This window comes from Streptomyces sp. NPDC046977 (genome assembly GCF_040644455.1).
Classification (GTDB): Bacteria; Actinomycetota; Actinomycetes; order Streptomycetales; family Streptomycetaceae; genus Actinacidiphila.
Window position 1 is genome coordinate 63,629 of the sequence record NZ_JBEYWO010000013.1, and the last position, 21,767, is coordinate 85,395.

At 70.7% G+C, this 21,767-nt stretch carries 20 protein-coding genes; 11 read left to right on the forward strand and 9 right to left on the reverse strand.

Going from position 1 to position 21,767, the window contains the following annotated elements; genetic code table 11:
* Positions 1-29 precede the first annotated feature (29 nt).
* From ABZ883_RS20790 to ABZ883_RS20805, 4 genes are all read right to left on the reverse strand, one after another.
* The gene (locus ABZ883_RS20790) at positions 30-1,436 is read right to left on the reverse strand and encodes an amidase (protein ID WP_360907988.1); all 1,407 of its coding nucleotides are present in this window, start codon (positions 1,434-1,436) and stop codon (positions 30-32) included.
* A gap of 276 nt (positions 1,437-1,712) precedes the next feature.
* Positions 1,713-2,906: a hypothetical protein gene (locus ABZ883_RS20795; protein WP_360907990.1), complete on the reverse strand. Its 1,194-nt coding sequence runs from the start codon at positions 2,904-2,906 to the stop codon at positions 1,713-1,715.
* Positions 2,907-3,249: 343 nt separating this feature from the next.
* A complete protein-coding gene (locus ABZ883_RS20800; protein ID WP_360907992.1) occupies positions 3,250-4,200 on the reverse strand; it encodes an SDR family NAD(P)-dependent oxidoreductase in 951 nt (316 codons plus the stop codon).
* Between the two features lie 56 nt (positions 4,201-4,256).
* Positions 4,257-5,105, reverse strand: a complete 849-nt coding sequence (locus ABZ883_RS20805) for an SDR family NAD(P)-dependent oxidoreductase (protein WP_360907994.1) — start codon at positions 5,103-5,105, stop codon at positions 4,257-4,259.
* Positions 5,106-5,249: 144 nt separating this feature from the next.
* Between ABZ883_RS20805 and ABZ883_RS20810 the strand changes: the two genes are divergently transcribed.
* The 6 genes from ABZ883_RS20810 to ABZ883_RS20835 all read left to right on the forward strand — a co-directional run bounded on the left by ABZ883_RS20810 (position 5,250) and on the right by ABZ883_RS20835 (position 9,993).
* Positions 5,250-6,095: a helix-turn-helix transcriptional regulator gene (locus ABZ883_RS20810; RefSeq protein ID WP_360907996.1), complete on the forward strand. Its 846-nt coding sequence runs from the start codon at positions 5,250-5,252 to the stop codon at positions 6,093-6,095.
* A gap of 68 nt (positions 6,096-6,163) precedes the next feature.
* The gene (locus ABZ883_RS20815) at positions 6,164-6,343 is read left to right on the forward strand and encodes a hypothetical protein (RefSeq protein WP_360907998.1); all 180 of its coding nucleotides are present in this window, start codon (positions 6,164-6,166) and stop codon (positions 6,341-6,343) included.
* A gap of 206 nt (positions 6,344-6,549) precedes the next feature.
* Entirely contained in the window at positions 6,550-7,569 is a 1,020-nt protein-coding gene (locus ABZ883_RS20820) for a DUF4331 family protein (RefSeq protein ID WP_360908001.1), read from the forward strand.
* 77 nt (positions 7,570-7,646) lie between these two features.
* Complete coding sequence (locus ABZ883_RS20825) at positions 7,647-8,366, forward strand: hypothetical protein (protein ID WP_360908003.1); 720 nt, start codon at positions 7,647-7,649, stop codon at positions 8,364-8,366.
* Between the two features lie 88 nt (positions 8,367-8,454).
* The gene (locus tag ABZ883_RS20830) at positions 8,455-9,174 is read left to right on the forward strand and encodes an SMI1/KNR4 family protein (protein WP_360908005.1); all 720 of its coding nucleotides are present in this window, start codon (positions 8,455-8,457) and stop codon (positions 9,172-9,174) included.
* A gap of 144 nt (positions 9,175-9,318) precedes the next feature.
* Positions 9,319-9,993 (forward strand): class I SAM-dependent methyltransferase, encoded by a 675-nt coding sequence (locus tag ABZ883_RS20835; RefSeq protein ID WP_360908007.1) that lies wholly within the window; start codon positions 9,319-9,321, stop codon positions 9,991-9,993.
* Positions 9,994-10,023: 30 nt separating this feature from the next.
* On the opposite strand, the gene ABZ883_RS20840 is transcribed toward ABZ883_RS20835, so the two are convergent.
* The 4 genes from ABZ883_RS20840 to ABZ883_RS20855 form a co-directional block, all read right to left on the reverse strand.
* Positions 10,024-11,190, reverse strand: coding sequence for an ROK family protein (locus tag ABZ883_RS20840; protein ID WP_360908009.1), 1,167 nt, complete (start codon positions 11,188-11,190; stop codon positions 10,024-10,026).
* A 285-nt stretch (positions 11,191-11,475) separates the two neighbouring features.
* Positions 11,476-14,772, reverse strand: coding sequence for a PQQ-dependent sugar dehydrogenase (locus ABZ883_RS20845; protein WP_360908011.1), 3,297 nt, complete (start codon positions 14,770-14,772; stop codon positions 11,476-11,478).
* Positions 14,773-14,912: 140 nt separating this feature from the next.
* Entirely contained in the window at positions 14,913-15,881 is a 969-nt protein-coding gene (locus ABZ883_RS20850; protein WP_360908013.1) for a sugar phosphate isomerase/epimerase, read from the reverse strand.
* 94 nt (positions 15,882-15,975) lie between these two features.
* On the reverse strand, positions 15,976-16,926 hold the full coding sequence (locus ABZ883_RS20855) for a hypothetical protein (RefSeq protein WP_360908015.1): 951 nt from the start codon (positions 16,924-16,926) through the stop codon (positions 15,976-15,978).
* Positions 16,927-17,428: 502 nt separating this feature from the next.
* Here ABZ883_RS20855 and ABZ883_RS20860 point away from each other — a divergent pair.
* Genes ABZ883_RS20860 through ABZ883_RS20870 form a run of 3 tightly spaced genes read left to right on the forward strand, consistent with a single transcriptional unit; the run spans position 17,429 to position 18,439 of the window.
* Positions 17,429-17,794, forward strand: a complete 366-nt coding sequence (locus ABZ883_RS20860) for a metalloregulator ArsR/SmtB family transcription factor (RefSeq protein ID WP_360908017.1) — start codon at positions 17,429-17,431, stop codon at positions 17,792-17,794.
* Positions 17,775-18,278, forward strand: coding sequence for an SRPBCC family protein (locus ABZ883_RS20865; protein WP_360908020.1), 504 nt, complete (start codon positions 17,775-17,777; stop codon positions 18,276-18,278). The genes ABZ883_RS20860 and ABZ883_RS20865 overlap by 20 nt, the downstream gene beginning before the upstream one ends.
* A 23-nt stretch (positions 18,279-18,301) precedes the next feature.
* Positions 18,302-18,439: a hypothetical protein gene (locus ABZ883_RS20870; protein WP_360908022.1), complete on the forward strand. Its 138-nt coding sequence runs from the start codon at positions 18,302-18,304 to the stop codon at positions 18,437-18,439.
* Here the strand turns inward: ABZ883_RS20870 and ABZ883_RS20875 are convergent.
* On the reverse strand, positions 18,423-19,049 hold the full coding sequence (locus tag ABZ883_RS20875) for a hypothetical protein (RefSeq protein WP_360908024.1): 627 nt from the start codon (positions 19,047-19,049) through the stop codon (positions 18,423-18,425). The two genes, ABZ883_RS20870 and ABZ883_RS20875, sit on opposite strands and share 17 nt — an antisense overlap.
* A 243-nt stretch (positions 19,050-19,292) precedes the next feature.
* Here ABZ883_RS20875 and ABZ883_RS20880 point away from each other — a divergent pair, with 243 nt between their 5' ends.
* Positions 19,293-19,970 carry a helix-turn-helix domain-containing protein gene (locus tag ABZ883_RS20880; RefSeq protein ID WP_360908026.1) on the forward strand — a complete coding sequence of 226 codons (678 nt, stop codon included), beginning with the start codon at positions 19,293-19,295 and terminating at the stop codon, positions 19,968-19,970.
* A 172-nt stretch (positions 19,971-20,142) separates the two neighbouring features.
* On the forward strand, positions 20,143-21,666 hold the full coding sequence (locus ABZ883_RS20885) for a GMC family oxidoreductase N-terminal domain-containing protein (protein WP_360908028.1): 1,524 nt from the start codon (positions 20,143-20,145) through the stop codon (positions 21,664-21,666).
* Positions 21,667-21,767 lie beyond the last annotated feature (101 nt).

A 21,767-nucleotide genomic window follows, 5' to 3' on the forward strand; every position in this document is an offset into this window, starting at 1 on the left:
GTGGCCGGGCCCGCGTCGTCGTGGGCGCGTCAGAGGGCAGGGTGCTGGTCGCGCACCTCGCTCAGTGTCTCCAGCAGCGAGGCGAGGTGCAGGATCGTCGACTCCGCGTGCCAGGCGGCGACCAGTTGGACGCCGATGGGCATGCCGTCGCGGGTCGTGCCGAACCGCATGGACAAGGCCGGGAGCCCCGTCAGGCTGAACGGGACGGTCGTCGAGCTGACGTGGAACGGGCCCACCGTCCGGCCGTCGAGGACGAAGTCCCCGAGCCCGTGGTCGTGGGCGGGGATCGTCGTCACCGGCAGCAGCAGCGCGTCATGCCGCTGGAAGTACTCCGCGAAGCCGTCCCTGAGCCGCTCGACACCCTGCTCGGCCCGGACGTAGTCCGCCACGGACGTGTCGGGTGTGCCGAGCAGCGTCTTGGAGTAGGTGAACATCTGGTCCTCGTGACCTGCGGTGACCTCGCGGACGGCAGGCTTCATCTCCATGACGTGCTGCCGTGCGAAGAGGTCCAGGGGGTTGTCCCGTTCCAGGGCCGGGACGCTGACCGCCTCGACCCGGACCCCCGCACCCTGCAGGGCGTCGGCGGCCTTCCGCACGGTCGCCGCGACCTCGGCGTCGACCGGGCCGAGCCCCGAGTCGACCAGCCAGCCGAGCCGTACGGGCCGGTCCGGCGACGCGCCCAGCCCGGAGTCGAACCCGGGCGGGACCACGGAGAAACCGTCGGCGCCGTCCGGACCGGCCAGCAGCGAATACGCCAGCGCGACGTCCCGGACGGTGCGGGCCATGGGTCCGGCGTGCCAGTCACGGCGCGGGGCCCGCGGCCAGAACCCCGTCATCGGGATGCGCCCGTGCGTCGGCTTGAGGGACGTGATGCCGGTGTCGGCGGCCGGACCGCGCACCGAGATGGACAGGTCGCTGCCAAGACCGAGCGGCGACATGCCGGCCGCGATGGCGGCGGACTCCCCGCCGCTCGAACCGCCGGCCGAGCGGTTGAGGTCCCAGGGGTTGTTCGTCCTGCCGGTGAGGAGGTTGTCGGACTCGACCCAGTACGAGAACTCCGGAAGGTTGGTCTTCGCCAGAAGGATCCCGCCGGCCTTCTTCAAGCGCGCCACGGCGGTGGCGTCCGTGTCCGGGATGCGCCCGGCGAAGATCGGCGAACCGCGCTGGGTGAGCACACCCGCGGTGTCGTAGGCGTCCTTGACCGTGAAGGGCACGCCGTGCAGCGGCCCCACGTCCCCGCCCGCCGCGAGTTTCCCGTCCGCCGCCCGCGCGGCCTCCAGCGCACCGTCGGCGAGCGTGACGACGGCGTTGATCCTCGGGTTGGTGGCCTCGACGCGGTCGAGGTGCGCCTGAACCACCTCGACGGAGGACACCTTCCCGGTCCGGATCAGCTCGGCCAGTTCGCTCGCGTCGGCGTGAATGAGATCGGTGGGCATGGTGACTCCTGTCCTGGACCGGTCCACTGCTCGGGGTGCTGCCCGGCCTCGGTGACCCCGGGGGCAGCGGGGGGCGGGGCTCGTCAGACGTGCGGTCGTCTGTGGCGGCCGCCCGGGAGTCGCCGTCGGCCGCGACGCACACGGCCCGTGACAGGACGGAGATCTCCGCACCCAGTGTGACGACCGGACATCCGCCTGGGCGGTTCTCCGCGGCCTGCGTGTCGCGGAAGCGGTGTCAGGGAGTGCGGGCGGGGGCGTGACGACCCGGCGTTTCCCTTACTGGAGTACGACCGTGACGCCGTACTCGCGGAGGAGGTTCACGGTCACCTCGAAGTAGGACAGGCCGCCGAGGTGGTACATGATGTGTCCGGCGAGGGCGCGGCGGGCGATGTCGGCGTGGTGCCAGACGAGGGTGAACGGGGGGACGACCGAGGGGCCGCCGGCCAGGCAGTCCGTCACCGAGTCAAGGCAAGTCCCATAGTTCGCACCGGGGCCGAGCAGTGCCTCGCCGAGCGCCAGCAGCATGCTGGTCCTGCCGGTGACGTGCCGTCCGTCCAGGTCGTACGTCCCGCCGGAGAGGCCGCCCGGCCCGTATGAGCCGATGCGGGTGAGGTCCAGCCACTCGGACTGGCCCTTGGCGTCGAACTGGGCCCACTGGTTGCGCAGGTCGGGAACGCCGTCGGACCAGATCTCCCAGACGGGGCGGGCGGCCGGGGTGGGGCGGTCGTCCCCGGGGTCGGAGAGGGTGATGTCGATCAGGATTCCGCCGAGGACGGACGGCCGAGCCTCGACGATGTCCAGGTCGAGGCGGTGCCAGGCCATCGTTCGGCCATGGCGGTCGAGGCGCCGGAGCGCGATCGGATCACCCGTCTGCGGAAGGGGACGGCGCAGCAGAGCCAGCAGCGGTTCGGCCGGTTCGCAGCCGATCAGGTGCACGGGCTCGCCCGGCCGCCGGGGGCGCGGGGTGAGCAGGCCGGAAATGGAGCGGCAGTTGCCCGAAGGACCGTTTTCCAACAGCGACGGGAGCCACAGCTCGAACCGAGGGCTCGCAGGCAGCTGCTTGCTGCCCGAGAAGTCGTCCTCCCTGACGCCGGTGCCTACGACGATGTCCACACACTTGGGATCGCCGGGCGTGGGCCAGTGGGCCAGGACGGCCGCGTCCTCCAGGTCCCAGATCCGGAACGGCCCGCCGCCCGCGGGGTCCGTCGGCTCGATCGAGAGCGTCCCGTTCCCCAGCAGCCGCGCAGGCTGAGCGCTGTCCGTAACGGCCTGGGCCAGCAGGCTCTCACGCGGGCAGCCGCGAAGCGTCAGAACCTCTCGCGACGGCGGAGGCGGGTCCACGAACAGACCCTCGGCCTCCGCGCACCGCCCCCACAACACGCCCTCCTCCTCGTCGCCGATGTCTCCCTGCACCAGGAGATACCGGACCGGGAAGTCCCGCTTCCACCCCACATGTTGCTCAGACCGCACACTTCTCCCTTGTGGCCAGGCTGCCTTGGCGCGCCAACCCTACGGCTCGCCGACACCGAAGCCCCTCCGAATACCCTGCGCAGGTCCTTCCCCAGTGTTTCCCGGAGGCGGCGGACTGCCGGCCCGGGGTGCCGCAGGACCGTTGTCCTTGCTTCAGCCAGGGCCGGGCGAGTTCCCCCCGCGCGGCGACACCGTCCTGTGGGCAATGCCTGCTCCCAGGCGTGCCTCGACGCTCTGCCACCAGCGGCGAAGGGCTACATCCCGGCACCCCGTCGGGGCGGTGCGATCGAGCAGCCTCCGCCGCGCTGAGCGCACCTGCCCGCCGGGCCGGTACCGCGATACCTCAGCGCAGGGCGCCCTCCACCACGGGGAGCGCGAGATCCCAGAGGCGGTCCGCGGCCTCGGGGTCGGCTGACCATTCGGCGACGCCCGTGGCGGGCTCGGGGCCGCCCTGGACGACCGGCTGCTCCTGGTTGTCCTCGAAGTAGCCGCCCGTCACGCCTTCCAAGAGCGGGGACGCGGCCAGCAGCACGGTGGTCGCGGCTCCCTGCTCGGGGGTCTTGGCGTAGTCGGGGATGATCAGGTTGCCGTCCGCGTCCATCACACCGATGGCTTTGAGGACTTCGGGCGGAATGTGCCGCCCGAGGTTCGTGTACGGGATGGCGCCGGGCGCGCAGGAGGTCGCCGCGATGCCCGCATCGCCCCAGTGACGGGACATGCCCACCGCCAGAAGCACATCGGCGGCCTTGGACTGCGCGTACGCGGTGAACGGATCGTAGGGCCGGCGCTCGAACTGGGGGTCCGCGAAGTCGACACCGGCACGGAGCTGGGCGCCGGAGCTGACGACGACGACCCGGGACCGGCCTGCCGCCGCCAGCGCGGGCCGCAATCCCACGGCCAGCGCGAAATGACCGAGGTAGTTGGTGGCCAGCTGCATCTCCCAGCCCTGGGCGTTGCGCTGAAGGGTGGGCAGCATCATGATCCCGGCGTTGGCGACGAGCATGTCCAACGGGCCCTCCCAGGCCCGGCAGAACGCCCGCACCGACGCCAGGTCGGCGAGATCCATCGGCACCGCGTCGACCTGGGGGAACGAACCAGTGATCTCCTTCGCCGTGCCCGGGTCACGCGTCGCGATCGTGACCCGGGCGCCCGCCGCGGCCAGCGCCCGGACCGTCTCCGCGCCGAGCCCGGAAGCACCGCCGGTGACGATCGCACGCCGTCCCGTGAGGTCGACGCCCGCGATCACCTCCATGGCGGTGGCCCGCGGTCCGAACGGTGTGGTGATGAGTGACATGCCAATGCCTTTCGTAGGGGGGTGAAAAGAACGCCGCCCCGATGGGGCGGGCCTTTTCACGAGCCGCTGGGCTTGCCCTGCGCGAGGCGCGAGAGGTGGTCCCACTGCTCCAGCCCGGCGAGCCGGCCGGCGTACTCGGTGCGCAGGGCCTCCAGACCACCCGTCCCGAACAGGACCCGCAGGGGCGGCTCGGGCGCATCCACGATCGCGAGGAGTGCCTCGGATGTCGCCGCGGGGTCGCCGGGCGTGAATCCGGCGGCTTCCGCCCCCGCGTACAGCGCCTGCCGGGCGTGGGCGTACGCCGGGTCCTGCGCGACCTGCGGGGACGCGGCCGCCAGGTCGGTGGGGAACATGATCGGCTCGATCAAGGTGACGTGGATGCCGTGGGCCGCCACTTCGGCGGCGAGTGATTCGCTCATCGCCTCCAGGGCCCACTTGGTGGCCTGGTAGATGCCGAGCGCCGGATAGGCGACCAGGCCCCCGAGTGAGGAGACCTGCAGGATCCGGCCCGCACGGCGCTCGCGCATCCCGGGCAGCACGGCCCGGGTGGCGGCCAGCGCTCCGAAGTAGTTCACGTCCATCTGGGCCCGTGCCTGTTCCTCCTCGACCTCCTCGACGGCGCCGACCAGCATGTGACCCGCGTTGTTGACCAGCACGTCGATCCCACCGAACGTCGCCTCGGTGCTCCGTACGGCGTCGCGGACGGCCGCGGTGTCGGAGACGTCGAGTCGCAGGGGCAGGAAGTGGTCGCCGTAGCGCTCGGACAGCGGCGCCAGCGCCGCGATGTCGCGGGCGGTCGCCGCGAGCCGGTCACCGCGGGCGAGGACCGCCTCGGCCCAGTGGGCGCCCAGCCCGCGGGACGCTCCGGTGAGGAACCAGGTCCGGGGAGTCATTGCCTTGCTCATGGGGGTCTTCTCCGTCGTCGTTCGACCGGGCGGTTCCCGGTCCGGGGACCAGCGTTCCGCCGATCGGAGCCGGCAGGCAGAGTCGCCTTAACCAGGGATCGGCAGTCTCTGGCTGCCGGTCCGGCCGTGACGCAGACTCGAAGGGTGGACACCAAGGAGTTGGCCGATTTCCTGCGGGTGCGCAGGGAGGCGCTCGACCCCGGGGACGTCGGCCTTCCCGGCACGGGGCGCCGACGCACCCCCGGGCTGCGGCGTGAGGAGGTCGCGCGGCTGGCCGACATCTCCACGGACTACTACACCCGGCTGGAGCAGGACCGCGCGCCGCAGCCGTCGCCGGGTGTGCTGCGGGCGATCACCAGGGCACTGCGTCTGACGCTGGACGAGCGTGACCATCTCTTCCGGCTGGCCGGGCACCGTCCGCCGGACCGCATGCGGTCGGACGAACATGTCGCGCCGAGCCTCCTTGCCGTGCTGGACCGCCTTTCCGACGTCCCGGCCCAGGTGATGACCGACCTCGGTGTCACTCTCGTGCAGAACGACCTGGCACGGGCCGTCTTCGGCGATCTCACCCGGCTGCGCGGTGCCGCGGGCACGGTGGTGTACCGCTGGTTCACCGATCCCCGCGTCCGGGCCGGATATCCGGTCCGGGATCACGCGACGGAGTCCCGGGCACTCGTCGCCGACCTGCGCGCCGCGGTCTTCCGCCGCGACGACGCGCAGGCGAGGGACCTTGTCGAACGGCTGCTGGAGGCGAGTACGGAGTTCGCGGCGCTGTGGCGTCTGCACGCGGTGGGGGTGATGCGCGACAGGCGCAAACGGATCCAGCACCCCGAGGTGGGCCTGCTGGAATTCGACTGCCAGATGCTCCTCGACGAGGAGCGCACCCAGATCCTCGCCCTGTTCTCGCCGGCGGCGGGCACGCCCACGGCGGAGCGTCTCGCGCTGCTCGCTTCCCTGGGACCGCTCGCCGCCCAGCGCTCTTCCCGGTGAGCCCGTACGCCGGGGGGCCGGCCGCGCCGTGGCGGTATTGTCGTCCGCTGCGGACCTCGGAGGAGCGGATGGACGACATACTCGGCGCGATCATGCGCCCCATCGTTCGCGGCATCGCGTCGCTGATCATGGACCTGGTCGGCGAGGCGGTGCTGGAGCGCCTGATCAAGATCGTCAAGCGCACATTCAGGTCGCTCCGGCGGCGTCGGGTGCCGTCCGCGTCCGAGGTCTCGCTGGAGAAGCCGTAAGGGGCCGAACGGGGAATCGCGGGGCATGGACCCGGCCCCCGTGCGTGGCCCATTCGAGGGGTGTTCGCCACTGCCGCTTGTCCGATAACCGGTCGGACTCGTGCGGCGGGCTAGCGTGACTTCGCACCGCCCGGGCACCGCAGGATCTGCGTGACGGCCGAGGCGCCCCGGCGGTCCTTCACCGTGCGAGCAGAGGAAGGACCCACATGTCCAACCACTTCACCGGCCTCAGCCTTGGACCGCCGCTCGGCGACCAGCGTCTCGATCTGTGCGACCTCTTCGCCTTCGCGGCCCCCGGCGATCCCAGCAGGACCGTACTGATCCTCGACGCCAATCCCAACGCGGACGCCCTCCACCCCGACGCCGTCTACCGGCTGAACATCGACAACGACGGCGACTACCTGACCGACATCGCCTTCAGCTGGGTCTTCAGCCCGCCGGGAGCGGACGGCTCGCAGACCTACAGCGTGTTCATGGCGACCGGCGCCGAGTCCCGCAAGCCGGAGGCGGTCGGCACCGAGATCGTCTCGGACGCCGCGGTCTCCTTCCGCCAGGAGGCCAACGTGGTGACCAGCGGTGACTACAAGGTGGCCGCGGGCAGCCGCAGTGATCCCTTCTTCTTCGACTTCGACGGCATCAAGAATCTGTTCGACACCAGCGGCAAGAAGAATTTCACGGCACCGCATCTGGGCGGGAAGTCCCCGTGGACCGGCGTCGACTCCAACACCACGGCCAATATCTTCTCCATGGCCGTCGAACTCCCGACCGCGGAGCTTGCTCCCAAGCCCGTACTCCACATCTGGGGCCGGTGCAGCGTGCGGCGCGACGGTGAACTCGTCCACGCGGACCGGGCCGGACACCCGTCGGTGAGCAGCTTCTTCAACACCGACGACACCAAGGAGGAGTACAACGCGAGCGAGCCGGTCGACGACCGTGCCCGGTGGACGGACCAGTTCGTCCACCTCCTCGGCCACACCGGCGGTTACACGTCCGAAGAAGCGGTCGCCGCGCTCGACGAACACGGCATCCTGCCGGACGTGCTCACCTTCGACCCCGCCAAACCCGCCGCGTACCCCAACGGCCGGACCTTCACCGAGGACGTCATCGATATCCGCGTCGCATTCCTCACCAAGAACGAGGCGCCCCCCACCGGCCTGACCCCGCACACGGACACCCTCGACCGCTTCCCCTACCTCGGCAACCCGCATCCGGCCGCGTCCTCCTGACGGATACGTGGGGCGTCCGTCCTGTGGCTGACGGAAACCCTTCGACAGACCGGGACGGGACGGGCCATGATGCGCCCGTGACGGCGACGAAGCAGTTCGTGATCCGGGCCGCGGCCCGCAACAACGCCGAATGGTGCGCGGCGGTGTGCCGATCGCACGGTCTGGCGGGCGAGTTCGGGTCGCAGGCCTGGGCCGTCCCGTCCCGGCCGCCCCTGTACTACCCCGACGCGGTGACACTGGCGCCGGGGACCGATGCCGCGCTGGTGGACCGGATCGACACCGCCGCCCCTGGCGCCTCCGTCAAGGACAGTTTCGCCGACCTCGATCTGACGGGGGCCGGCTTCAAGGTGCTGTTCGAGGCGCAGTGGATCCACCGCCCGGCGGGCGCGCCGCACACCTCCCCGGATCTCGCCTGGGAGGTGGTCAGCAGCCCGGACACGCTGCGGGCCTGGGCCCTTGCCTGGGACGACGGGGGCGGCAACGCGGACCTCTTCCGGCCAGAACTGCTCGACGACCCGGCCACGTCCGTGCTCGCCGGACACTCGGCCGACGGCCGGGTGACCGCTGGAGCGGTGGCGAGCCGCAACGACCATGTGGTCGGCATCTCCAACGTCTTCGCGGTGGACGGCGGCGGCCCTGACCGGGCCTGGCCGGTGGTGCTGGACGCAGTGCACCGGCTGTTCCCGGCCCTGCCCGTGGTCGGCTACGAGCACGGCGCGGACCTGGACATCGCCGTCCGCCATGGCTTCGAGGCCGTCGGTCCGCTACGGGTCTGGCTTCACGGCCCCTGGGGTTGAACCATGTCGGCCGTTTGGACCGCCGGCCGGGCCGCCACAGGGAAAGCTCTCCGATGGAGTGTCGTGGGCAGCGGCTAGGGTCTGCGCCATGACGCAGATGTTCGATCTTCGCGAAGGCTTGGAGCATGCACGAGCGGACCGTGAAGCCTCGTGGCGGTTCATCCGCGACTTCGCGCTCGCATGGGTGGAGCCGCTCACCGACGGCGACGGGTTCACCGCGGAGGACCTGGCAGCGGCGGAGGAACGGCTGGGCGTGAGCCTGCCGACCGCCCTCGGCGAGATGTACCGGCTGCTCGGGCGGCGCAGGGACCTGACGAGCAACCACGATCAGCTGCTGCACCCGGACCGGCTGTACATCGACGCCCGCGCCGAAGCGCTGGTCTTCCGGGAGGAGAACCAGGGAGCCGGCTCCTGGGGGGTGCTGCTCAAGGATCTCGACCAGGCCGATCCGGGGGTCCATGTGCTGTCGGACCTGGCAGACCGGCAGGCCCAGCGGTGGGAGCCGTGGATGGAGCACCTGTCCTGGATGGCCGTTGAGATGGTGCTGGCGGAGTGTCTGCACGCACCGGAGCACCTGAGCGACTTCCTGTACGAGCCCGACCCCGGATATACGCAGGTCATCAAACGCAGCTACGTAGAGCTGCCGTTTCCGGCCTATCCAGCAGAAGGTTTCGAGGGCACCCGCTGGTTCCTCGGCGCGGACGTGCTGCTGCGGGACGAAGTGGGCTGCGTGCCCGTGAGGGCTCGGACCGAGGAAGCACTCGAAGCAGTCCGGGCCCTGCTCCCGGGGTTCTGGCTCAACGGGTAGTCAATGTGTCCGCGTGTGAGGACCGTTGGACCATCGTCCGGGGTACGGCTGCGCGGCCGCCCACGCCCACGACGGCGCCGTCACGCGCACGGGGGTGCCGGCGCGCGGAGAGGTGGTGTCAGTGGGCCCGTCTAGATTCGGTGTGTGACTGAGCATGCCTACCTCGCCGCGGTCCGGGAGTCGTACGACACCGTGGCCGAGGACTACGCCCTCCTCGTCAGTGCCCCCTCCGAGCTGGACCCGATGTCGCGCTCGGCGTTGACGGCGTTCGCCGAACTGGTGCGGGCATCCGGCCGGGGGCTGGTGGCGGACGTGGGCTGCGGACCGGGAAAGGTCACGGCGCACCTGGCCGGACTCGGATTGACCCCCGTCGGCATCGACGTGTCGCCGAAGATGATCGAGCTGGCTCGAAAGGCCCACCCGGACCTGCGCTTCTCCGTGGGTTCCATGACCGCGCTCGACATCGAGGACGGCACACTCGACGGCATCCTGGCCTACTACTCCACCCACCACACGCCGCTGGAACTGCTGCCGGTCGTGTTCTCCGAGTTCCACCGCAGCCTGGCGCCGGGCGGGCACCTGCTCGTCGTCGGTCATGTGGGCGCGGGCGAGCACCGCCGTCCGACACAGGCCTACGGCGGACACCCCGTGTCCTACGCGTCCTACCGCCGGCCCGCGGACCAGCTCGTGGAGCTCATGCGGCAGGCCGGATTGACCCTCACCGCGCAGTTGATGCAGGAGCCCGACGAGGAACTCACCTGGCGGATCGGCAGCTTCTTCGCCCGCAAGCCCGCTGCCGCCGACGGCAGTCGCCCCTGAGCGCGTTCGTCCCGGTGGGGGCCGTGGTCGTCAGAGATGGCTCTCGAAGTCGAGTTCGCTGGCCAGCAGCGCCGCGCCGGCCACTCCGGCGCGCGGGCCGAGTTCCGACAGCACGATCTGCAGGTTCCCGGTGGCGAGCGGGAGCGAGCCCTTGTAGACGACGCTGCGGATCTCGGCGAGCAGCAGGTGGCCGAGCCCGGAGACGCCGCCGCCGATCACGATCATCGACGGGTTGATGAAGCTGACCAGCGTGGCGAGGACCTGCCCCACCCGGTGGCCGCCGTCCCGGATCAGGTTGACGCACGTGACGTCCCCGCCGGCCGCGCACTCGGCCACGTCCACCGCGGTGAGGGCACCCTCCGCGGCGAGGCGTTCGGCCAGCGCCGGCGACCGCCCCGAACGGGCGGCGGCGGTGGCGTCCCGGGCCAGGGCCACGCCGCCGAAGAAGGCCTCCAGGCAGCCGGTCTTGCCGCACGAGCAGGCCGGTCCCTCGGTCTCGACCTGAATGTGGCCGATGTCGCCCGCGGACCCTTCCGAGCCGCGGTAGATCTGGCCGTGGACCTGGACCCCGCAGCCTATGCCGCTGCCGATCTTGACGAACAGCAGGTTGTCGACGGCCTTGGCGACCCCCGCGTACCGTTCGCCGAGGGCCATCACGTTCACGTCGTTGTCCACCACGACCGGGCAGCCGTGGGCGCGGGTGAGGGTGTCCCGGACGGGGAAGCGGTCCCAGCCCGGCATGATCGGCGGGGAGACCGAGATCCCCTCCTTGAAGCTGACCGGCCCCGGCAGCCCGATGCCTATGGAGTTGAACCGCGCGCACCCGGCCTGGTCCGCCATTTTGTTCAGGAGTTCGTTGACCCTGTCCAGGACGGCACGGGGACCTTTGCGGATATCGGCTGCCTCGGCATAGGAGGCAATCGGCTTCAGCCCTCCGTCGGTGATCTCGATGTCGATCGAGCTGGCCCCGAGGTCCACCGCCGCGAACCGTATGTCGGGATCGAGTTGGACGAGAGTGGAAGGGCGGCCGCCGCGAGAAGTGGCCCGCCCCGCCTCGAGCACCTTTCCGTCGGCGATCAGGCGATCGAGTTCAGCCAGCAGCCTCGGCCTCGCCACTTCCAGCTCGTCGGACAGCTGTGCGCGCGACAGCGGCCCGAGGTCGCGCAACAGGCTCAGCACGCGGTACTGGATGCTCACGGGCTCACTTCCTGGGTATCGGCCGAATGTGTGACAAAACGTTAGGGGCGTTGATTCACGAGCGTCAATGGCTTTCCCGCGAATCGTCGAAAGTTAAATTCGAAACGAAGAAAGCATCAGTGGGTCGCAAAGTTACCCGACGCGATTCCGAGGTCGGGAGCGCCGGGACATGTGGATGAACTCCAGGGCGGGCGGCCGCCCTTCCGGGGCGGCCGCTGATGAGCCCTGGAGCCACCGGCGGGGTGCTGCCCGCCGCCGTGGGACGGACGGGCAGCACCCCTCACATCAGCCGGCGAGGCCTCCCTTCACGGCGAGGGCGTCGCGGGCCAGCGCGGTCCGCGCGGTCGCGTCGGTCACCAGCTTGGTGTCCGCGGCCAGTTGGGCGACCTGGTCCAGGACGGCGGCCGCCTGGTTGGTGCGCCCCGCGTCGGCGTGCGCCCGGGCCTGGTCGAGCCGGACCGTCAGACGCTGCCGGCCCTGTTCGGTCAGCCGGTTCTCCGCGCGCAGCTGGGTGATCAGGGTGTCCAGCTCGTCGAAGGAGGTGGTGGTGGTGAAGTGCACGGTGCGCGTGGTGGTGTTGCCCGCCGCGTCACGACCCGTGACCACCAGGTCGTGGCCGCCCAGCGGCAACCGCCACAGCAGCAGGGGCTGCCCCGGGGTGACCGCCGTACCGTCCAGCAGCGCGGTCGCGGTCGGCCCTCCGGAGACGGCGTCCGTGACCGTGACCACCGGCGTCGGGCGCTGGGAGTCCCCGTAGGCGGTGTCGGCCGTCACCCCGGTGACCGTCACCGCGGGTCCGGTCTTGTCGATCCGCACGGCGATGGTGCCCACCGCGGAGATGTTGTTGGCCGTGTCCGTCGCCCGGTACCGGATGGAACTCATGCCCTCCGTGGAGAGGGTGACCGCGCTGTTCGCGCTCAGCCAGGTCGTTCCGCCGTTGAGCGAGTACTCCCGGCTCTTGATGGCCCCGTTGTCGGTGGCGCTGACGGTCAGCGACACGTTGCCGGTGTACCAGCCGTTGCTGCCGTTGGGCTGTGCCGGGTTGAGGGCGGCCGTCACCGTCGGCGGGGTCCTGTCGGCGACACCGGACCCCTGGAAGGTGAAGGAGTCCACGTCGACACCGCCCGAGGACGTGATGTAGAGCTGACCGCTGCCGGTGGGAGCCGAAGCCAGCGCCGTGTTGACCGTCTGCCAGCCGTCGCCGGCCGGGACCGTGATCGTGGCGAACGGGTCGGACCTCGGCGTGCCCCAGCGCAGCGACAGGGTTCCGGCGCCGGTGGCGCGGGTCTGGACCCCGGTGATGCCGGCGAAGGACACCGGGTCGTAGCCGATCCAGTCGCCGGCGTCGAAGGCGGTCAGCTTGCGCTGTCCGGAGGCGGTGGTGTCATCGGTGATCGTGACGCCCTGGGCCGAGTCGTAGTGCTCGCCCTGCATGAGCGCGGGGTTGAGGACGACCTGGGCGTCGCTGGTGGCCGGGGGCACACTGCCGGCGCCGCGGTCGGTGTAGGTGAGACCGAGGACGCCGAAGACGTTCTCCGTGTCACCGTGACCCGCGTCGGTCGGGGTGGTGATGGCCCCCGAGCAACCGGTCCCGCTGCTCACCGGGTGACCGTGCTGGTTGTGGCCGAGGCCGAGGGTCCAGGCGGCCTTGGTGCAGTCGATGTTGGTGCCGTCCTCCGGATCGTCGATCCGGGTGGCGTACGGCACCACGTCGCCCCAGGTGAAGAAGCCGCCGTTGGGCGGGGAGGTGAACGCCACCGTCGGAGCGGTGTTGCCCACGGTGATCTGCTTGCTGGTCAGGCCGGTCTTGCCCTCGGGGTCGGTGACCTTGAGGCGGGCCTGGAGCTGGCCGTTGTCGGGATACGTGCGACTGGCCGTCGGGCCGGTGGTCTCGAACGTGCCGTTGCCGTCGAGGTCCCACTGGTAGGTGAGGGCGGAACCTTCCGGGTCGCTGGAGCCCGTGGCGCTGAAGGAGACGGTCAGCGGAGCCTGGCCCGAGGAGGGACTGGCGCTGATCACCGCGGTGGGGGCCTTGTTGCCCTCCGCGTAGTCGATCCGGTAGAGGCCCGCGTCCGGGTTCTGCCGGAAGAAGCCGTCACCGTAGTCGAGGACGTAGAGCGCGCCGTCGGGGCCGAACTCCAGGTCCATCGGGTTGTCCCACGGCGGGATGCCGTTGCCGGAACGGTCGCTGTTGGGCAGGACGTTCTCCAGCTTGGTGACGGGTCCGTCCGGGCCGGCCAGGGTCAGGGCGGCCACGTAGTCCTGGGAGAACTCGCCGAAGAAGGCCTTGCCGTCCCAGTACGCGGGGAACTTGCCCGGAGCCGGATTGGACGCGTCGTAGTGGTAGACCGGGCCGCCCATCGGGGCCTGGCCGCCGGGGCCGCCGGGACCGCGGAAGGCGGTCAGTTCCGGCCAGGGCTGGTCGGTGTCGCGGTCGCCGTACCACAAGGTGGCCGCTCTCGCCGGGGGCAGCTCGGTGAGGCCGGTGTTCCAGCGGGAGTCGTTGACCGGCGCGGCGCAGTCGAAGGCGGGGCCGGGAGTGAGGGTGGCGAAGTCGAAGTCCCGGTAGGGACGGGTGTTGTCACCGGTGCAGAACGGCCAGCCGCTGTTCATGGCGGTGGTGGTGGTGTCCCACTCGACGTAGCCCATCGGCCCGCGGTTGGGGTCGGCGTTGCCGGCGTCGGGGCCGTAGTCGCCCCACATCACGGCGCCCGTGGCCTTGTCCACCGTCATCCGGTACGGATTGCGCAGGCCCATCACGAAGATCTCGGGACGGGTCTTGGGCGTACCGACCGGGAACAGGTTGCCCGACGGGATGGTGTAGCTCCCGTCGTCCTGGACGTGGATGCGCAGGATCTTGCCGCGCAGGTCGTTGGTGTTGCCGGAGCCGCGGCGCTCGTCGAGGCCGGGGTTGTAGGTGGCCGCGTCGTTGATCGGCGTGTAGCCGTTCACGTTCGGCCCGGAGGCGGGCGTGTTGCCGCCGGTGGACAGGAAGAGGTTGCCCTGCGCGTCGAAGTCGACGTCGCCGGCGACGTGGCAGCACTGACCGCGGTTGGTGGTGACGCGGATGATCTCCTGGGCGGTGGACAGATCGAGCTGGTCGCCCGTCCACTTGAAGCGGGTGAGGGTGTCGTACCCCTCCCACTGCTTCCAGTACGCGTCGGTCTGCCCGGCCGGCAGCCGCTCGGGGGCCGAACCGGTGGGAGTGCTCAGCGGCGGCGAGTAGTAGAGGTAGACCCAGTGGTTGGTGGCGAAGTCCGGGTCGAGGGTGACGGTCTGCAGACCCATCTCTGAGTTCTGGTAGACGTCGAGGTGGTTCACCACCTTGGTGATCCCGGTGCCGGGGTCGGTCATCCGCAGATCGCCGTTGCGGGCGGTGTGCAGGACGCGCAGATCGGGCAGCACGGCGAGGTCGATCGGCTCGCCGGTGTTCTTGCTGAGCGTGACCTTCTCGTAGTTCGACCAGTCCACGGCGGGGTCGGCGGCCGCGGTCGCGTGGGCGTCGTCCGGGTGCGCCTGCGCGGCCGGTGCTAAGGCGAGACCGCTCAGCATGGGCAGCGATGCGAGGAGCACCCCGGCCATGAGGCCTCTCAGGGTACGGTACACAGTGATGCGTCTCCTTGGTCTGTTCCGGTCAGGAGGTGCGCAGCCGGGCCGGCCCGCCGGTTGCGCCGTGGCAGCGGTACGCCAACGGCGGGCCAGGCCCGGTGGGATGCCTGCGATCAGGCCAGCAGCTGCTTCAGCGCCGTGAAGCTGCGCTGCGCGGCGCCGAACGAACCCGGCGGGTTCGGCTGGGTGTTGGGCGCGGTGTCCTGCTCCCAGATGCCGACGTGGCTGCCGCGGGCACCGATGTCCCGGATGAACTGCTGGTACGGCAGGACGCCGGCGCCGAACTCGACGATGGAGTAGCCGTCCGCGCTCGAGTTGGCGGCGCCGTCCTTCATGTGGAACAGCGGGTAGCGGTAGGGCTGGTTGCGCACGTAGGCCGCGGGGTCGAAGCCCGGCCAGCGGTGCTGCCCGACGTACGCCCAGTACACGTCCATCTCCAAGTAGACGTAGCGCGGGTCGGTGTTGCGAAGGAAGACGTCGTACAGCCGGACCGACGGCTGGTCGGTGGCGAAGGCGAACTCGCCGGCGTGGTTGTGCTGGTACAGCTTCAGACCGCGGGCGGCGGCCGCCTGGCCCCAGGTGTTGAACTCCTCCGCGGCGGCGAGGTAGCCGGAGACCGTGTTGGAGTTCGACGGCGCGTTGGCGGTACCGACATGCGGCATGCCCAGGATCTGCGCCGCGTCGAGCTGGCCCTGGAGGTTGGAGCGGAAGTCCCCGATGCCGACGTGGCTGCCGATCGCCTTCAGGCCGTTGTCGTCGAGCAGCTTGCGGATCTCCTGGAGCGTGATCTGCCGGCCGAGGATCGAGGTGTTCTGGGTGTAGCCCGCGAACTCGATCTCCTTGTAGCCGATGCGTGCCATCTCCTCCAGGACGACCCGGAAGCCGAGCGACGTGACCTTGTCACGGACGCTGTAGAGCTGCAGGGAGATGCGGTCCTTCGGGATGGACAGGATGCTGGGCGCGGCGGAGGCGGACGATGCCGTCGCGGCGCCGACGACGGAGGCGGCGGCGACCGCCACGGTGGCACCGGCGGTGGCCCGCAGGAAGTCTCTGCGGTCGAAGGATTTGTCCAGGTGGCCCACGGTCACTCCTTGGTGGATGCGGCGAAGAAGAGTGCGGTGCGAGGTGCGCGGTGCTGACGGTGCGGAGCGGTTGTCGCCCGTGGACGGGCCGGGATCACAGCCCGGTGCCCGCTGCGGCCGCTGCGGCCTCCGCCTGCGCGGTACGCTCCGCCACCTTCGCGGCGAGGTCGGCGCCGCGGTCCTGCGAGGCGGCCTTGGCGGCCCGGGCGAGCGACGCCGCGGGGGCGGTGGTGGTCGCGGTGATGCCGCCGCGTACGCGGGCCAGCGGGCCCACCTGGAGTGCGGGGCTGTTGTCGCTGGCGGTGAGCTTGCCGCGGACGATGGTGTTGTCCAGGACCGCGTTCGCGTTGTTGCCGGTGACCGCGAGGTCGCCGCCGAGGTAGGTCGCCCCCGCGCAGGAGCTGAGCGGGCCGTCGCCGCCGAGCTGCAGGTTGTCGGAGTTGTTCTGGTACACCGTGTCGCCCTCGACCTCGCTGGCGCACAGGACGCCGCCGAGCGTGTTGCCGCTCACCGTGAGCGTCTTGCCGACCGTGGTGTCGTAGACGTCGGTGTAGAGGTTCGCGTCGCCGGCGACGGCGCCGGAGACCGTGGTGCCCGAGATGTACAGCTCGCCCGAGGAGGCTCTGACGTCCCCCCTGACCGTGGAGTCGACGCTGTACAGGAAGCCGTCGACAGCCGAAATGCCGCCGCTCGCCGCGGTGTTCTGCACGTGCACGCCGAAGGCGCCCTGCTCGGTCACCGCGCCCTTGACGCTGCTGTCGGTGATGTCCAGGTAGGCGTTGTTCCCGACGGCGACGGTGCTGCTGAAGGTGACGCCCTTCGCCACGAGGTCGGCGCCGGCCTCGATCGTCACCGCGCCCTTGACCTTCGTACCGGTCAGCGTGCACGACGCGCCGGCCGGCACCACGAGGGTGCCGTTCACGGTGACGGCCCCGCCTTCTCCCACGCAGGTGGTCGTGAGCGCCGCCTGCGCGGGCGCCGCAATCGTGACCAGCCCGCCCGAGGCCACCAACGAGGCTGCAACAAGGTAGGAACGGATCTTCATGGGGCTTCCCTTTCTGCTGCGGTTACGGCCGCGGCGGCATGCCGCGGCCGGGAACCCCCGCCAGGGCGGGGTGCTGCGGAGTGCGGGACATCTGTGACGAGGAACAGCCGCCGCTCGCGGGCGGGTGGAGGTCGGCTTCTCGTCGGCGGTGAGGACGCGTCGCATACGGCCCCGGCGTGCGGGGCGGGTGGGTTGCAAGGCCGCACTGGCGTTACATCGACGCAACATCGTGTCGATCGGCTGGAACGCTAATCGGGGTCCCCAGTGGTGTCCAGAGCTTTGGACGGAGTCATCAAAATCTTTTTGGCGAACCGTCAAAAGATCGTCGTCATCCGTGAATTGAATCCAACGAAAGGTGGGATAGCGCCTTGACAGGGGTGACGCTCTGCCGCACGCTCGTGACGCTTCGCCACCCGCTCGGCGGTTCCGCGCGCCATCGTCATCCCTGACGGGAGTGCTCATGCCGGATTGACGCATGCCGATATGGGCATATGATGGTGCCATGGCACGAGCGGCGACGACCTCGGACACGTTCAACGCGATCGCCGAGCCGCAGCGGCGGGAGATCCTCATGCTGCTGCGGGCCGGCGAGCGACCCGTGACCGCACTGGCACGGGACCTCGGGATGAGCCAGCCGCAGGCGTCCAAGCACCTGCGGGTGCTCCGCGAGGTCGGCCTGGTGCGCGTCCGCGAGGCGGGCAAGCAGCGCCTGTACGGCCTGGACGCCCGGGGGCTGCGGCCGGTCCATGAGTGGGTGGGCGGCTTCGAGGAGTTCTGGAACGGGACCTTCGACCGGCTGGACGCGTTCGTGCGGGACCTGGAGCAGGAACGGCAGGAGGAACCACCGGATGACGACGACCAGCAGTGACCGCGAGCCCGGCCGTGCGACCGCGGACCGCGAGATCGTGATCTCCCGGGCGATCGGCGCCCCAAGGGAGCTGGTGTTCCAGGCGTTCACGGAAGTGCGGCACCTGTCGCGGTGGTGGGGACCGGACGGTTTCACCACCACGACGCGGTCCTTCGAGTTCCGCCCGGGCGGGGTCTGGGCCTTCGTCATGCACGGGCCGGACGGGACCGACTACCAGGAGTGGATCACCTGGACCGAGATCGTCCCGCCGGAGCGGATCGCGCTGGTGCACGGCGAGTCCCGCGACGACCCCGACGCCTTCGAGTCGGTCCTGACGTTCGAGCCGGCGGGGGAGGGGACCCGGATCGAGATGCGCACGGTGTTCCCTACGAAGGAACTGCGCGACGAGGCGGCGGCGAAGTACCACGCGGTCGAGGGCGGCGAGCAGACGCTGCGCAACCTGGCGGCCTACGTCGACGAGCTCACGAGGAAAGCCGAGGGGTGATCGCCGGGAAGGTGTTCTCCCGCGTGACGATGTCGCTCGACGGCTCGACGGCTCGACGGCTCGACGGCTCCACGGCTCCGGAGGCCGTGCCCGTCGAGGACGTCTTCTCGCCCGAGTGGGCCGCGGCGACCCCAGGAGGTGCCGTCAGTACCAGAGCGTGAGCCCGACAGCGCCTGATCCCGTGCGCGCCGCGTAACGCAGCACCCGCAGCGGGCCGTCGATGAGCTCGTCGATGTCGCGGCTCGGGTCGTCCGCCGTCTCGTCCAGCCACAGCCGGACCCGGGCGGCCACGTGCGCCCGACGCGGCAGCGGAACGGCGAGCGCCTGCTCGGCGGCTGGGAGCGCGGCCCGCACGTGGGCGGCATCGAGCAGGAACTCCCCGCAGCAGCCGGGAAGTCGGAGTGTCGCGTCGAGGCCGAGCCCCCACATGAGCGCCGCCGCGCCGTCACCCCTGGGTACGGCGGCGCAGAACATGTCCTCGCCCTCCTGCTGCGGGACCGTCTGCAGCAGATGGTCCTGGAACGCGTCCACCTCTGTCGCGCTGTTCCGGACTTCGCCGACCGCGTCGGCGAAGCGCGCGATCTCATGGACGCGCGACGGCTGCCCGGCCGTCACCTCGAACGTCCCCACGGGCCCGAGGCGCTCGCACCACGTGCTCCGGTCGTCGAACGGTTCCGGCCAGGCGCCGTGGGCCCGTGCCGCGTCGGGGAACCGGCGACGCGCCTCCGCCAGGGCATCGTCCGTCACGACGCCGACGACCCAGACCCCCATCACGCTCATCATCGCCCCTTGGCATCCACGTCGCTCATGTGCGGCGAGGGAAAAGTTAGCGCTGTGGCCGAGGGTGAACGCACCTGGGGCCGTGCTACCCAGTGCTCCACGGTGACTTCGTTGAGTGTCCACCTCGTGCCGCGAGCCACCCGCGGCGGAACGCGCGAGGGGGGACACCGTCCTACGATCGATGAAGGGTGAGATGTGCGGCCGGCGCCCTCCCGGCGCGGGAAAGAGCGGACGATGATGGACGACTTCGCCTCGGAGAGCGTCCCGGCATCGGGACGCGCGGGCCAGAACGACGGCGTCGTGCGCAGTGCCTTCGCGCTCATCCGGGTCCTCGCCCGGGCCCGGCGTCCGATGGGCGTCACGAGTCTCGCGGCGGCGGTGGGCCTGCCCAAGACGACGGCACACCGGATCCTGGAGCAGCTGGCCCGTGAGGGTGTCGTGACCCGTCGCGACCACGCATGGGCCCTGGGCGCGGGGCTGGGCGACCTGTCGCAGGCCCCCTACCGAGCCGATCTGGCGGGTGTGGCGCACGTGCGCATGCATGCCCTGACCCGCGCCACGGGGGCGACGCTCTTCCTGTACGTGCAGGCCCCGGGACAACCGCTCAACGCGCTCTCCCGGACCTACGGAGCACGAGTACGTGGCGCCGTGACCGCCCCCGAGCAGCGACGCGCCGCCGAGCATCCGGCCTCGGCCATCTGGTGCGCCCTCGAGCGGGGACAACTGGCGGCCGAGTACGGTGAGGCACACCCGGAGATCGACTGCATCGCCACGGCCATGACCGTTCCCTGCGGCGACACGGCGATCCTCACCCTGGCCGAGCCCAGCGGCGTGGACCTGGAACCGTTCAAACGCCCCCTGGACCGGACCATCGCCCTGATCCTCTCCGACCTGCGCCGCCTGGAGCACTGAAAGATCCTGCGCGAGCCCTGCTCGCCGCCCTTCCGCGCCGCCAAGGGGTACTCGCCGTCCCGTTTCGCTGAGCGGAACGAAAATCCCGCCGCCCGCTCTTCCGCGTTACCCCGGTAGGAGCGCACGTGAGTGCCCAGACCTCTGAGGGACGATTTCGACGGTGGGAGAGACCATGCCAACCACGACCGACGGGTTCGACTACATCGTTGTCGGCGGCGGGACGGCCGGCTGTGTGATCGCCGCGCGGTTGTCCGAGGACGACGACTCGCGGGTCCTGCTGCTGGAAGCGGGCCTGGCGCGGACCCCGGCTGCCAAGGCCGCGCCTCCGGCGTGGCCGACGCTGCTGCAGACGTCCGCGAACTGGGGGGATGTGACGGTCCCGCAGCGGACCACCGGCACCAGGATCCCCATCGGGAACGGGCGGGTGCTGGGCGGTGGGTCGGCCATCAACGCGATGAACTACGTCCGGGGTCATCGCAGCAGCTACGACGCGTGGGCGAAGGCGGGCCTCACGACATGGGGGTTCGAGGACCTGCTGCCCTACTTCATGCGCAGCGAGACCACCGTGGGACGGAATCCGGAACTGCGCGGCACGAGTGGGCCGTTGAGGGTGGGACCCCCTGATCCTCCGAACCCGGTCGTGACGGCCATGCTGGAGGCGGCGGCGGAGTCCGGCCATCTCCGCGCGGTCGACATCAGCGGGGGAGCGGAGGAGGGGTTCGGCTGGTCCGATCTGAACATCGTCGACGGAAAACGGCAGAGCGCGGCTGATGCCTATCTGGCCCCCGCGATGGGCCGGCGCAATCTGACGGTGGTGACCCAGGCACTGGTCCACCGGTTGCGGATCAGCGGCGGCCGGTGCACAGGAGTGGAGTACAACACCGGGGGCGAAACCGTCTCGGCCGGCTGTACGGGCGAGGTGGTCCTCGCGGCCGGCAGCATCGGGTCGCCGCAGTTGCTGATGCTCTCCGGGGTCGGTCCGGCAAGGCACCTGCGGCAGGCGGGCGTCGGCGTTGCCGTGGACCTGCCGGATGTGGGGGAGAACCTCCACGACCACCCGATGTCCGACGTCGTGTACCGGGCGGCACGTCATGTCCCGGCGGCGATGAACAATCACGGCGAGGCGTTCGGCCTGGTGCGCAGCCGGCCAGGGCTCGACGGACCCGACCTGCAAATACTCTTCATCGACGTGCCCGGCCACATCCCGGATGCCGACGTGCCGGAAACGGGGCGGGGCTACACGATCGCTGTCGCCCCGATGCTGCCGCAGAGCCGGGGCACCGTCCGGCTGGCGAGCGCCGATCCGGGCGTGCGGCCGTTGGTGAACCCCAACTACTTCGGCGACGACCGGGACATGGAAGCGGTCGTGCGGGGACTGCGCCTGGCACGTGAGATCGGCGAGGCGCGCGCGCTCGGCGAATGGCGTGACCGTGAGGTGCAGCCGGGGCCGAGGGTGACGGACGACGCCGATCTGCGGCGGTTCGTGCTCACCACCCTCACTACCTACAACCACCCGGTGGGCACCTGCCGGATGGGTGTCGATCCTCGGGCTGTCGTCGACGAGCGGCTGCGCGTGCGAGGTGTCGAGCGTCTGCGGGTCGCCGACGCCTCGGTCATCCCGTTCATCCCCTCGGCCAACACCAACGCCACCGTCTGCGCCATCGCGGAGCGGGCCGCCGAACTGCTGCGCTCCTGACGGCTTTTGCCCGCAGCGCCACGCACCGGCCGGAGACCACGGCCCCCACCCCACCTTCGGACGTCGCCGTCCCCGTACGCCACGACGCCCCCGAGCACGGA